The organism is Pseudomonas paraversuta, assembly GCF_904067025.1.
GTDB classification, from domain to species: Bacteria; Pseudomonadota; Gammaproteobacteria; order Pseudomonadales; family Pseudomonadaceae; genus Aquipseudomonas; species Aquipseudomonas paraversuta.
This window is the reverse complement of record NZ_CAJFDA010000001.1, coordinates 1,468,790-1,481,744: the sequence shown is the minus strand read 5'-3', so window position 1 is coordinate 1,481,744 and position 12,955 is coordinate 1,468,790. Positions and strand designations below refer to the sequence as shown.

9 protein-coding genes and 1 pseudogene are annotated in these 12,955 nt (G+C 58.5%); 4 read left to right on the top strand and 6 right to left on the bottom strand.

From position 1 onward, the window contains the following. Window positions 1-103: 103 nt before the first annotated feature. Window positions 104-1,483: a glutamine synthetase family protein gene (locus tag JQ848_RS07025; RefSeq protein WP_010657006.1), complete on the bottom strand. Its 1,380-nt coding sequence runs from the start codon at window positions 1,481-1,483 to the stop codon at window positions 104-106. 348 nt (window positions 1,484-1,831) lie between these two features. Further along, on the bottom strand, window positions 1,832-3,019 hold the full coding sequence (locus tag JQ848_RS07020) for a low temperature requirement protein A (protein ID WP_127195875.1): 1,188 nt from the start codon (window positions 3,017-3,019) through the stop codon (window positions 1,832-1,834). Window positions 3,020-3,213: 194 nt separating this feature from the next. Between JQ848_RS07020 and poxB the strand changes: the two are divergent. Next, window positions 3,214-4,935 (top strand): annotated as a pseudogene (gene poxB, locus JQ848_RS07015) (ubiquinone-dependent pyruvate dehydrogenase). A gap of 1,205 nt (window positions 4,936-6,140) precedes the next feature. Here poxB and JQ848_RS07010 read toward each other — a convergent pair. The 3 genes from JQ848_RS07010 to JQ848_RS07000 are packed head-to-tail and all read right to left on the bottom strand — an operon-like array spanning window position 6,141 to window position 9,742. Next, the gene (locus JQ848_RS07010; protein WP_202210398.1) at window positions 6,141-7,598 is read right to left on the bottom strand and encodes a cytochrome c; all 1,458 of its coding nucleotides are present in this window, start codon (window positions 7,596-7,598) and stop codon (window positions 6,141-6,143) included. A 3-nt stretch (window positions 7,599-7,601) separates the two neighbouring features. Next, on the bottom strand, window positions 7,602-9,191 hold the full coding sequence (locus JQ848_RS07005) for a GMC family oxidoreductase (protein WP_010656785.1): 1,590 nt from the start codon (window positions 9,189-9,191) through the stop codon (window positions 7,602-7,604). Between the two features lie 14 nt (window positions 9,192-9,205). Continuing rightward, a complete protein-coding gene (locus JQ848_RS07000) occupies window positions 9,206-9,742 on the bottom strand; it encodes a sugar dehydrogenase complex small subunit (RefSeq protein WP_202210397.1) in 537 nt (178 codons plus the stop codon). Window positions 9,743-9,972: 230 nt separating this feature from the next. On the opposite strand from JQ848_RS07000, the gene JQ848_RS06995 reads away from it, so the two are divergent. Both JQ848_RS06995 and map read left to right on the top strand, forming a co-directional pair. Continuing rightward, window positions 9,973-10,215 (top strand): ParD-like family protein, encoded by a 243-nt coding sequence (locus JQ848_RS06995; protein WP_202210396.1) that lies wholly within the window; start codon window positions 9,973-9,975, stop codon window positions 10,213-10,215. Continuing rightward, complete coding sequence (gene map / locus JQ848_RS06990; protein ID WP_160627052.1) at window positions 10,212-11,000, top strand: type I methionyl aminopeptidase; 789 nt, start codon at window positions 10,212-10,214, stop codon at window positions 10,998-11,000. The genes JQ848_RS06995 and map overlap by 4 nt, the downstream gene beginning before the upstream one ends. Window positions 11,001-11,042: 42 nt before the next feature. On the opposite strand, the gene JQ848_RS06985 is transcribed toward map, so the two are convergent. Beyond that, window positions 11,043-11,738, bottom strand: coding sequence for a response regulator transcription factor (locus JQ848_RS06985; protein WP_003446742.1), 696 nt, complete (start codon window positions 11,736-11,738; stop codon window positions 11,043-11,045). 521 nt (window positions 11,739-12,259) lie between these two features. On the opposite strand from JQ848_RS06985, the gene JQ848_RS06980 reads away from it, so the two are divergent. Further along, a complete protein-coding gene (locus JQ848_RS06980; protein WP_003446740.1) occupies window positions 12,260-12,955 on the top strand; it encodes a response regulator in 696 nt (231 codons plus the stop codon).

Here is a 12,955-nt window from a genome sequence, read left to right as displayed (position 1 = left end):
ACTAGCGGGGCACCAGTGAAAAAATTGTCAGAAAACCATAAAACCGGGATAGAAAATTGATCAATTCTGCGGGAGCGAGCTTGCTCGATCCCGCAACACCGAATCACGCCTGCTGCAGATACCAGCGCCAGTCCTGCTCGCCGACTTCGCCCATGAACTGGCGGTACTCAGCGTTTTTGACTGCCAGATAGACCTTCAAAAACTCCGGCCCGAACGCCTCTTTGGCCCAGGATGAGCCTTCAAGCGCACGCAATGTGGTCAGCCAGTCGGTCGGCAGCATCTCAGTGGCCTGGGCATAACCGTTGCCCTCAACCGGAGCCCCCGGATCGCGCTGTTCACGAATCCCGCGATGAATACCGGCCAGAATCGCGGCGGCAGCCAGATAGGGGTTGGCATCAGCGCCACAGATACGGTGTTCGATATGGCGCGAATACGCGGGCCCGCCCGGCACGCGCAAGCTGACGGTGCGGTTATCCACGCCCCAGGTCGCGGCCAGGGGGGCATAGCTGTTGCTCTGAAACCGACGATAGGAATTGGCGTTCGGGCAAAACATCAACAACGAATCGAGCAAGGTGTCGAGCATCCCGCCCACGGCGTGCCTGAGCAGCGGCGTGCCGTCCGGCGCTTCACTGGCGAACAGGTTGTTGCCCTCCTGATCGGCCAGGCTTACGTGCATATGCATGCCGGTACCGGCCAGGTCATCAAACGGCTTGGCCATAAAACAGGCGACCATCCCGTGTTTGTGTGCCACACCTTTGACCAAGCGCTTGTAGCGCACGGCCTCATCCATCGCCTGCAACGCGTCGTTGCGATGCTCCAGGGTGATTTCAACCTGCCCCGGTGCGTATTCGGAAATCGCCGTGCGCGCCGGAATCCCCTGCAGCTTGCAGGCGCTATACAGGTCAGCCAGAAACGGCTCGATCTGTTCCAGTTCCCGCAGCCCGTAGACCTGAGTTGCACGCGGACGCTGACCGTCCGCATCCCGTGCCGGTTGCGGGCGACCGTTGCTGTCCCGTTGCTGATCGAGCAAATAAAACTCCAGCTCCGCCGCCATCACCGGGTAGTAGCCATCGGCTTTCAAGCCATCGATCACTTTGGACAACAAGTGCCGGGGGTCGGCCACCGTCGCCGGCATCCCCGATTGCGGGTGCATGCTCACTTGCACCGCCGCCATGGGAATCAGGCGCCACGGCATGCGCTGCAGGCTGCCACTGATCGGGAAGGCACGGCAGTCGATATCGCCCACATCCCACACCAGACCGGTATTTTCAACGTCGTCGCCATTGATGCTCAGGCCCAGAATCGTGCTCGGCAGCGGGCGGCCGTTTTTGTAGACCTCCAGCAACTCATCGCGGTGCAACAACTTGCCCCGGGGCACGCCGTTATTGTCGAGGATGAACAACTCGAACATCTCGACATCCGGGTTCAGTTCCAGAAAATCCAGGGCTTCTTGCAGCGGGGCAAACGCAGGGGTGGCACTCATGGCAATTCTCGTAAATTCGTATAAGACAGGCATACAGGCACGCAATTTCGGGCGTAAACCCACAGACTCAACGTTAGATACGAGCATCCGGCGGGCGGGCATGCCGGCAGTGGAACAAGGCCCAAAAGGCCAGTTTTGAAGGGAGGCCGCAGGCAGAGGCCGTTGCACAGGCAAAAAAATCAGGGCAAGGCACAGCGCTTGACGTTAAAACGTCCGACAGCCAGTGGTCGCCAATCCTGATCGGGCCAAGCCTCATCGCCAAAACCATTGCCTACAAAGAACACCCAGCCTCACACGCCAGCCCGGGCAGGTCAAATACAGACATTTATACCTTTGGTTGCACTGCGACTAAACATTGGGCATCGGACCGCGCCCCAAGGACACCGCCTCCCACCCCGCGACGATGAGCAGGATCAGGGTGGTCAGCGCCCCCAGGATCAGTCCTGAAAATACCTGTTCCAGGGCCGCCGGCAGCAGAATCAACAGCAGCAACATACCCCCCATGTGGGAAAACGGCGGCAGCGGGCGGTCCGACATCACCCATTTGAACAATGCACACCCCAGCAAAAACAGGAATGGCCCGGCAATCATGGTGATCACCGCCCCAGTCGTTGCGTGCCCGGGGTGCATCAACACCAACTCGTCGGCCACCGCGCTGACGATCACCCCGGCAATCATCAGCACATGAATGTAGGTGTAGGCCAGACGCGCATGACGCCCCGGGTCACGGGCGTGGGCAATGCGTTCATGGGCCCGCTCGGCGCCGCTGTCAAAATAGATCCACCACATGGCGATGCTGCCCAGCACCGCCACTACAAAGGCCGCAAAGCCAGCAAGGCTCCAGCTCAACCGGGCAAAAGTGGCCCCCGTCACCAGCAAGGACTCGCCAAGGGCAATGATCACAAACAGCCCGCAGCGCTCAGCCATGTGATTAGCTTCAACGTTCCAGTCGTCCAGGGTCGAAGCCCCCAGCCCCGGCACCCAAAAAAACAACGACGGCGACACCAACTCGATGGCTAGCGCCACGGCCCAGCAGGCCAGTCGCTGATTGCCTTCGAGCAAACCACCGCTAATCCAGAACACCCCTGACAACAGCATCCAGATCAAAATGCGCTGAAAGTTTCGCGCCAGCCCGGGCGACTCGGCGCGCACCACCCACATGGCAAACGCCGAGCGTGCCACCTGCATAAATACGAAGGCCCCGGCGAACAGCAGTCCGCGATCCGTGAAGGCGTGGGGGATAGACACCGACAGCAGCAACCCGGCCACCATCAGCACAAACAAGCCAATACGGATCGGGATGCGCTCGGGGTCGAGCCAGTTGGTCACCCATGAAGTAAAGATCCACACCCACCACACGGCAACCAGCAGCAAGCCCACATGCACCGCACCCAGGGCCGTTAAATTGGCCAGCAGTGAATGGGACAGCTGGGTCACGGCAAACACAAACACCAGGTCGAAAAACAGCTCGACCATGCCGACCTTGCCACTGTCATGACTGCCTCGGCCGCGCAGCACAGAAAGAGTGCGGGTCATATTTGATCCTCCGGGAAGCAATGGCTGTGGCAACTGATCAACCCCGCTGCCCGGATCGCAGGCAAGCCTGCAGCCACAACAGCAGCGCGCGTTATGCAGATGAACACTTGTTCATCGAACGTTTTAAAAACCTGCAGGGTCGGATGCTGCGTCTACTCTGTTTTCCTCCGCATTCTTACTTCAAGGAACCTCCCATGACCAGAACGGTTGCCGACTTCATCACTGAAACCCTGCAGCAGGCAGGTGTCAAACGTGTATTCGGAGTAGTGGGAGACTCCTTGAATGCGTTCACCGATTCGCTGCGGCGCCAGGAATAAATCCAGTGGGTTCACATGCGCAACGAAGAGTCCGCAGCCTTTGCCGCCGGGGCCCAGGCGCATTTGACTGGCGAACTGGCAGTCTGCGCCGGCAGTTGCGGCCCGGGCAATCTGCATTTGATCAATGGCCTGTTCGACGCCCATCGCAGCGGTGTACCGGTGCTGGCGCTGGCCGCGCATATTCCCGGCAGCGAAATCGGCATTGATTACTTCCAGGCCACCCATCCGGAAAGCCTGTTCCAGGAATGCAGCCATTACGTCGAGCTGGTGTCGCGGGCCGAGCAGCTGCCGCAAGTGCTGGAGCGCGCCATGCGCATGGCCATCGCCAAGCGCGGGGTGGCGGTAGTGGTGATTCCGGGGGACGTGGCGCTGCAGGCCTGCGACGCCAAAGTGCCCAACTGGCTCAAGCCGAGCCTGCCGATGATTCGTCCGCACGATACCGACATCGACCGGCTGGCCTCATTTCTCAATGCCGGCAAAAAAGTCACCTTGCTCTGCGGCGCAGGCTGCGCCGGTGCCCACAGCGAAATCCTGGCCCTGGCCGAACGCCTGAATGCACCGATCGTGCATGCGCTGCGCGGCAAGGAGCATGTCGAATACGACAACCCCTATGACGTCGGCATGACCGGGTTGATCGGTTTTGCATCGGGTTACAAGGCGATGGCCAACTGTGACACCTTGCTGATGCTGGGCACCAATTTTCCGTACCGCCAGTTTTACCCGGAGCATGGCTATATCGCGCAAATCGACCTGCGCTCCGAAGCCCTGGGCAATCGCTGCCCGCTGGAGCTGGGTCTGATCGGCGATGTTCAGCTGACCTTGCAGGCGGTGCTGCCAAAAGTGCTGCAAAACCCTGAGCGCGAGCATCTGGATACCGCCCTCAAGGACTACAAAAAAGCCCGCGAAGACCTCGACGCCCTGGCTGAAAGCGGCCCTGGCAGCTCAATCATCCATCCGCAGTACCTCAATCGTCTGGTCAACGAGCTGGCGGATGAAGACGCGATCTTCACCTGCGATGTGGGCACGCCCACCGCATGGGCTGCGCGCTACCTGAAAATGAACGGCAAGCGTCGTCTGATCGGCTCGTTCAACCACGGTTCCATGGCCAATGCGATGTTGCAGGCCATCGGCGCACAAGCGACCTTCCCCGACCGCCAGGTAATTTCCATGTCTGGCGATGGCGGTTTCACCATGATGATGGGAGATTTTCTGACCCTGAATCAGGTCGGCTTGCCGGTAAAAGTCATAGTGCTGAACAACGGCACCCTGGGCTTTGTAGAAATGGAAATGAAAGCGGCGGGGTTCCCGGATGTGGGCTGCGAACTGAACAACCCGAACTTCGCCGCCATGGCCGAAGCGATGGGGGTCAAGGGGATTCGTGTCGAGCATCCAGACGAGCTGGAAGCGGCCCTGCGTGAAGCCCTGAGCCATGACGGCCCGGTACTGGTCGACGTGGTCAGTGCCCGTCAGGAGCTGGTGATGCCACCGAGCAAAACCTTCGAACAAGCCAAGGGGTTTAGCCTGTTCATGCTCAAGACCGTAATGGACGGTCGTGCCCGGGAGCTGATCGACCTGGCCAAGGTCAATTTATTCCGCTGAAAACAACCCCGACACCCGTAGGAGCGAGCTTGCCTCGCGAGCTTTTCAACCACACAACCAAAAGCTCGCGAGACAAGCTCGCTCCTACATAATTACAACGTGGCGATATAACCGCGATGGACAGATCGACCTGGCCAAGGTCAAATTATTCCCCGAAAAACAACCCCGACACCTGTAGGAGCGAGCTTGCCTCGCGAGCTTTTCAACCACACAACCAAAAGCTCGCGAGACAAGCTCGCTCCTACAGAATTACAACGTGGCGGTATGACCGCGATGGACAGATCGACCTGGCCAAGGTCGATTTATTGCGCTGAAAACAACCCCCGATACCTGTAGGAGCGAGCTTGCCTCGCGAGCTTTTCAACCACACAACCAAATGCTCGCGAGCAAGATCGCTCCTACAGGATTACAACGTGGCGGTATGACCGCGATGGACGGATCGACCTGGCCAAGGTCAATTTATTCCGCTGAAAACAACCCCGACACCTGTAGGAGCGAGCTTGCCTCGCGAGCTTTTCAGCCAATCAACCAAATGCTCGCGAGCAAGCTCGCTCCTACAGAATTACAACGTGGCGGTATAACCGCGATGGACAGATCGACCTGGCCAAGGTCGATTTATTGCGCTGAAAACAACCCCCGATACCTGTAGGAGCGAGCTTGCCTCGCGAGCTTTTCAGCCAATCAACCAAATGCTCGCGAGCAAGCTCGCTCCTACAGAATTACAACGTGGCGGTATAACCGCGATGGACGGATCGACCTGGCCAAGGTCAAATTATTCCCCTAAAAACAACCCCGACACCCGTAGGAGCGAGCTTGCCTCGCGAGCTTTTCAACCACACAACCAAAAGCTCGCGAGACAAGCTCGCTCCTACAGAATTACAACGTGGCGGTATAACCGCGATGGACGGATCGACCTGGCCAAGGTCAAATTATTCCCCTAAAAACAACCCCGACACCCGTAGGAGCGAGCTTGCCTCGCGAGCTTTTCAACCACACAACCAAAAGCTCGCGAGACAAGCTCGCTCCTACAGAATTACAACGTGGCGGTATAACCGCGATGGACGGATCGACCTGGCCAAGGTCAAATTATTCCCCTAAAAACACCCCCGACACCTGTAGGAGCGAGCTTGCCTCGCGAGCTTTTCAGCCAATCAACCAAATGCTCGCGAGCAAGCTCGCTCCTACAGGATTACGTCGTTGCGGTATTAGCGCGAATGAAAGCGCCGGTTAAGCGCCATTCTTTTGGCCAGAATCTCGCGCTCCCGCTTGCGCTGGCTGCGTACCACCAGGCCCCAGACAATCAGGCACAGCAACAACCCGCCGCCACCCCAGATCACGTAAGGCATTGCCACCACCAACAGCGGCGCATCACCACCACGACGCAGGCTGGCCACGGTCTGTTGATCAACACTGAGCAACGGGTTGCCGAAACGTTGCAGGCTGTAGTTGGCAATCGCCGCCACTTGCTGATCATTCAGGTCACCACCCAATGCCGGCATGCTGACTTGCAGATCGGCCCCTTTACGCTCCACCCCTTCAATTATCGCCATCACCAGATTATTCGGATGCAACCCGGTCAAGGCGCTGTTCTGGCTCAAGGAAGGATAGAACCCGTCCCCGGTGCCCTGCCCGTCACGCCCGTGGCAACTGGCGCACGCCGAGTTGTAGAGCCGGGCGCCATCGGTTTCGCTGGCATCGGCCAGGGTTGCCTGATCGAGCTGACCGGTTTCGATAGTGGTCATGTCGATCGGCGTCACCACCCGCGGGGTGCTGGCGACATGGTTTCCGGTGGCAATCGCCGGGACGGTTTTCAGGTAGCCGGCCATGGCGTACAGGTCATCATCGGTCAAAAACCGCAGGCTGTTTTCCACCGCTTCAGCCATGCCGCCCGCCGCTTGTGCCTTGTTGGTGACGTGGCCGTTTTTCAGGAACGCCACCACCTCGTCATTGCTCCAGCCGCCCAGGCCGGTGGCTTTGTCCGGGGTGATGTTAGGCGCGATCCAGCCGCCCAGTGCAGCGCCCGACAAATAGCGCTCGGAGTCTTCCGCCATCAGAGCATTACGCGGGGTATGGCAGGCACCGCAGTGGGCCAGGCTATCGACCAGGTATTGCCCGCGGGTCAGCTGTGCATCGTCCGGTTTTTTGGCAACAAAACCCTGGTTGTCGAGAAACAGCAGGTTCCAGCCAAACATCAACGGCCGGATATTGAACGGGAATGCCAGTCGGGTCGGCGCCACGGCTGCGTCTACCGGTTTAACCCCCTGTTGCAGGTACACATACAGCGCGTGGATGTCTTCATCGCTCATGCCCTGATAGGAGGTATAGGGCATGGCCGGATACAACTGCTGGCCCTTGGCGTTGACCCCTTTGCGCAAGGAATCGGCCAGTTGCTGCTCGGTGTAATCACCAATGCCGTGGGTCTTGGACGGTGTGATGTTGCTGGCAATGATCTTGCCCATGGGCGAGTCGATGGCATAACCACCGGCCAGCGCCGGGCCGTCTTTTTCCACCGTACGGTGACAGGCCCCGCAGTCGGCAGCCCGGGCCACGTATTCGCCTTGCTTGATCAGCGCGGCAGTATCTTCGACCGCCCATACGGACAGCGAAGCAAACAGGCTGCACAGGGCAACCAGGGGGCGTAGCGCGCAGAGATAGGGATTCATGGCTCAGACCTCCCGCGCAATGATGTCGGCCACACGAATGCTCAAGGCAACCCCGGTCAGCGTCGGATTGATGGTGCCCGATGCAGGAATCACCCCGGTGGTGGCCAAAAACAGGTTCGGATGATCGAAGGTGCGGCACTCGTGGTTGACCACCGAGTCCTTGGCATCAGTACCCATGATTACGGTGCCCATCAGGTGGTCGCGGTTCTGCCAGCCGGTGTTGTCCTCAACCACGGTACCGCCCATGACTTTCACGAAGTCGGCATAGTCGGCGTCCACCCCGGGCTTGGCGGCTTTGACGTAATCACCCACTTCGTAATTGATCACCATCATCGGGATGCCCAGGGCATCGGTGCGGGTGGTGCTCGGGCGGATGGTGTTGCTCGCCAGCGGCAAGGTTTCGTACACCGTCGACACATCCACCCAGCGTGCCGAATCGTGACGAATTCGCTCGTCCAGTTCCTTGCCGAAAATGCCCTGCTCGATCAGACGATTGGCCACGGCCATGTTCGGCACGTTGTTGGCAAAGGCATGTTTGACCGACGCCCGTTCCTTGCGGAACGCGCCATCGCGACGGTTGAAAATCCCGCCTTGCTGCACCGCTCCGCGCCCCGGCCATACCGGCTCGTCGGCCAGAAACTGCAGCCCCTGACCAGTGTGGTCCATCAGGTTGCGCCCCACCTGGTCCGAGGAGTTGGCCACCTCGGAAATCAACAGCAGCTTGGGGGTTTCCAGGCCATTGGCGGCCACCACAAAATACTTGGCGGTGAGCCGCACGTTATCGCCCTTGGAGCTGCGGTAATGCACGGCAACGATCTTGCCGCCTTCGCCTTTCTCCAGCTTGTATGCCGTGGCGTCGGTCAGCAGTCTGGCCCCCGCCTGCTGCGCGTGCCGGGCATGCACATCACCGCTGTACATGGCGCCAATCGGGCATACCGGCATGCAGTTGTTGTTGCCGCTGCACGCAGGGCGATCGTCATAGGGCATGGTGGCACGACCGTTGGGCTCATGCAGGAACACATAGCCGGCCGGGGCCAGACGCGCGCGAAGGCGCTGGAACAGGTAGGTATCGCCTTCGGGCGGCATGGGGTACGGCGTCGAGCGCGGCGGAAAGGCCTCGCCGTCATGCCCGCTTTGATCCTGGGTATCACTTCCGCATACGCCCAGCGCCACTTCGGCCCGTGCGTAATAGGGTTCCAGCTCGCTGTACTCCATTGGCCAGTCGCGGCCAACCCCGTACAGGGTGTTGAGCTTCATGTCGTTGGGCAGGTAACGCCAGCAGGCTGCCGCCCAATGCCAAGTGGTGCCGCCGACCAGTTTCAACATGCCCGGACGAAACTCGAACGAGCCGATATTTTCTATGTACTGCTCATCGTAGGAATGACGCGCCCATGGCTCATTCGGATACGGCGAGTTGTAGTTACTCTTGTTCGAAGAGTTGCGAAAGTTTTCAACGATTTTCCAGCGGGGAATGGACTCACCTGCTTCCAGAATAATCACTGACTTGCCTTGTTTGGCCAATTCAAAAGCTGCGTTGCTGCCCAAGGCTCCGGACCCAACAACAATGACATCAGCATCAAAGACCTGACTCATGGGTACCCCTTGTTTTAATCGTTAGCGACGGTAGACGGCGGATCAACCCAATAGTTGGTATGCCCCTGGGAGTAGGTGGGGATCACGGTGGCATCCAGGGTCGGCGTGTACGCCAGCGCACCGGTGAAGGTCACCAGCCGGGTGTCGTCCACGGCCCGCATGCTGACCGGAGTGCCGGTATAGCCCAGGTACCAGGCGCGGACGATTTTTTGCACCGTGTCCTTGTACTGCGGGTGCTGATAAACCGGGCTGGCGCTCAACATCGAGACCCGGCTCAAACCATGCTGGCGGATGCTGCCCCACAGCCCCCTGACCTTTTCCGGGAACAATGGATCGGCCTCGGTACAGCGTGCCAGCACGCGCAGCGTGAGGCTCGGGTCCAGCGCATCGCGCTCGGTGAGGAACAGTGAAAGCTGGTGCAAAAGTTCGACATCATCAGTGGCGGCATTATTGATGCCTTGCGCCAGAACCGAACCCGCCCAGGATGAAGAAAGAAGTCCGGCACCGGTTATGGCAGCGCCAGAAGACAGTAACTTTCTGCGGGATATCACATAAATCTCCTTGATCATCAAAAATAAAGGCTGACACCTAGACCTTCGATAAATCAGGTTGTTACAAAGAATGATCAAACATCCTACAGAGATTAGTGATGGAGCTTCATGAATACCGGCTATTACCCCCTACCCGTTGCAGGAGCTGGGCGCTTGACCCGGCAAGGTTGCGATGTGGCCCCGCCATCGCCTAATATACGTTTCATATACATTTCATATTGAGCATTTAGATGGGCATTGTAAAAATCTCGGACGCCATGCACGAGAACCTGCGGCTGGCCAGCAACGCTCTGAGCCGCTCGATCAACGCACAAGCGGAGCACTGGATGCGTATCGGCATGCTGACCGAATTGCATCCAGGCCTGGATCACAACCAGATCTGCCGCCTGCTGATTGCCGCCGAACTGGACGGAGGCCTCGATTTGAAACAGTTGTGCGCCGCCACCCAAGCCATCGCAGGAGTCGATCAATGAGAGCCGGTGTCGTGATCAACAGCCCGGCGCAGATCGCCCAGTCAAAGATTGCCGGCAAGCTGGCCGCCGAAGTGCTGGCCATGATCGGCGCCCACGTCAAAGCGGGCGTCACTACCGACCAGCTGGACCAGATCTGCCACGACTACATCGTCAATGTGCAGAAGGCCATTCCCGGTAACGTGGGCTATCACGGTTTCCCGAAAACGGTCTGTACCTCGGTCAATCAAGTCGTCTGCCACGGCATCCCGAACGCGGTGCCGCTCAAGGACGGGGATATCGTCAATATCGACATCGCCGTGGTCAAGGATGGCTGGTACGGCGATACCAGCCGCATGTACCTGATCGGCGATGTCGATCCGCAAACCCGTCACCTGGTGAAAACCACCTACGACGCCATGTGTGCCGGGATTCGTGTGGTTCGCCCGGGCGCAACCCTGGGCGACATTGGCCATGCCATCCAGTCGCTGGCCGAAAAGGAAGGGTTCAGTGTGGTCCGCGAGTACTGCGGTCATGGCATCGGCAAGGTCTACCATGATGAGCCGCAGGTGCTGCACTACGGCTACCCGGGCCAGGGCATGAAGCTTAAAACCGGCATGATCTTCACCATTGAGCCCATGCTCAATGCGGGCAAACGCCATGTCAAAACCCTGGCGGACCAGTGGACCGTAGTGACCAAGGATCAGTCGCTGTCGGCCCAGTGGGAACACATGGTTGCCGTGACGGATGACGGTTTCGAAGTGCTCAGCCCCTGGCCCGACGCCAGTGACGAATACCCCGCCATCTAATGTGTGTGGGAGCCGGGCTCCCACAACCATCAGTGACTGCCATCAGCCGTTCTCGAACTGCGAGCGGATCTTGAACAATTCATTGTCGCTGGTCACACCCAGCTTTTTGTAGGCCGATTGCTTCTGGGTGCTGATGGTCTTGATGCTGCGGGAAAACTTCCCGGCGATTTTCGTCACCGACATGCCCTCAAGACAGCAGCGCAGCACTTCGCGCTCACGAATGGAAAGGGTACTCAAACCGGTCAGTTCCCCCTGGTCTGACCCGCTGTCGGCAGAGGTTTCCAGGCTGCTGCGGGTCGAAATTTCGTTATGTTTGAGCTCCAGCGCCATCGCAGAATGCAAATAAATCTGGCCGGCGGCGACTTTTCTGATGGCGAGTACGACTTCATCAGAGCTTGTATCCTTGCCCAGAAACCCACTCGCGCCGCAGCGCATCGCCAGGGCTACCGTTGCCGGCGTATGCAGGGCCGAAACCACCAGCAGGCGCGCCCCCGGATACCGCAGCCGCAGACCGCGAATCAGATTCAGGCCGTCAACTTCTCCGGGGCTCAGGGAGTAGTCCATCACCACCACGTCCACACTTTGCGTTCTCAACGCGTCCATCAACTGCCGGCTGCGGGTGAAACAGCCGACAATCTGCATATCTTTATGGGGGGTGAGTAACCGAGAAAACCCTTGCAGAATCAGCGCATGATCATCAAGCAACATCAAGCGAATCGGGTTCAACATGGATGCCATGGCAACTTCCTCTTTACCTCTCAGCGTTGCTGAACCAGGTATTACTCCATATGACCCTTTATCAGGGGCGTTCGTACCAGCACTTCAACCAGAGTCAAAGCCAAAACCCGCACCAACACTAAGGGCAAAGAATCGCGCGTTATGATATGCCCGCTTTCCGCCACAAAAATAAGAATCGTCTCAAAAAGCAAAAGTGTCTTACCCCCACCAGCCTCAGCCAACATGAAGTCGGCCGCGCCAGAAAGCAGCACAATCTCTGAAAACCCGTCTTGATCCAGTTTAGAGGCATCTACTGCACAGACTGTGCAGAGCGAAATGGGTGCTGATTCAAGTCAGGATGAACCACGGGCTACTATTGATTCCGGGTAGCGACTTCAGCCGCTGCACATGTTGTTCATAATCTATTACTCTGAAGCTCTGGCCTGCGGCCCCTGGAGCCGTGCAGATCACACTCAACACTTATTTGTCGACCTCGCGCCTACTGTGGCGCGAGATGAGGACAAAGTTCTTCGAGGCTGGTCATGTCCATTCGCAAAATGATTCGGGTCATGCTTCTGGATGATCATCTATTCATGCTCCAAGGCCTGGAACTGAGCCTGAAAACCCAGGCCGACATTGAGATTGCCGGCAGTTTCAGCAGCAGTCAGGCACTGCTTGAGGCACTGCAACGACAGAGCGTCGACCTGGTGCTGCTGGACTATTCACTGGGGCCGGACGAAATCGACGGCCTGAACCTGGTGCGCGGCCTGAAAAAACGCTTTCCGGGCATGCGTTTGCTGGTGCTGTCGGCACTGCATAACCCCGCCACCGTGGCCATGGTCATGCGCAGCGGCGCCGACGGATTTATCGGCAAAGAAGTGGACCCGTCCCAACTGCCTATTGCCATTCGCCGCGTGGTATCCGGCAAGACCTACCTGGCCGAAACCATGAGCGAGCAGTTTCGTGAACAGGAGATCTCTTCCGGCGATCCGTCGACCGCAGCCACCAACGATGACACTGACAGCCTGGCCATCCTTGCCACGAATGCGGCGCTGACCGGGCGCGAGCACGAAGTGATGCGCTGCCTCCTGGACGGCATGTCGGTGACGCAAATTGCCAATAAGTTTTCCCGCAGCATCAAAACCATCAGTACCCAGAAACAAGCCGCCTACAAAAAGCTCGGGTTGAACAATGACAACGAGCTGAACAAGGTCCGCTACCTGCTGGAAGGCCAGTGA

Excerpts from the sequence above, each read along its gene's own strand:
- JQ848_RS06995 (WP_202210396.1), top strand. The coding sequence starts at position 9,973 with ATGGGCATTGTAAAAATCTCGGACGCCATGCACGAGAACCTGCGGCTG.
- JQ848_RS07020 (WP_127195875.1), bottom strand. The coding sequence starts at position 3,019 with ATGACCCGCACTCTTTCTGTGCTGCGCGGCCGAGGCAGTCATGACAGT.
- map (WP_160627052.1), top strand. The coding sequence starts at position 10,212 with ATGAGAGCCGGTGTCGTGATCAACAGCCCGGCGCAGATCGCCCAGTCA.
- JQ848_RS06980 (WP_003446740.1), top strand. The coding sequence starts at position 12,260 with ATGTCCATTCGCAAAATGATTCGGGTCATGCTTCTGGATGATCATCTA.
- JQ848_RS07025 (WP_010657006.1), bottom strand. The coding sequence starts at position 1,483 with ATGAGTGCCACCCCTGCGTTTGCCCCGCTGCAAGAAGCCCTGGATTTT.
- JQ848_RS07010 (WP_202210398.1), bottom strand. The coding sequence starts at position 7,598 with ATGAATCCCTATCTCTGCGCGCTACGCCCCCTGGTTGCCCTGTGCAGC.
- JQ848_RS07005 (WP_010656785.1), bottom strand. The coding sequence starts at position 9,191 with ATGAGTCAGGTCTTTGATGCTGATGTCATTGTTGTTGGGTCCGGAGCC.
- JQ848_RS06985 (WP_003446742.1), bottom strand. The coding sequence starts at position 11,738 with ATGGCATCCATGTTGAACCCGATTCGCTTGATGTTGCTTGATGATCAT.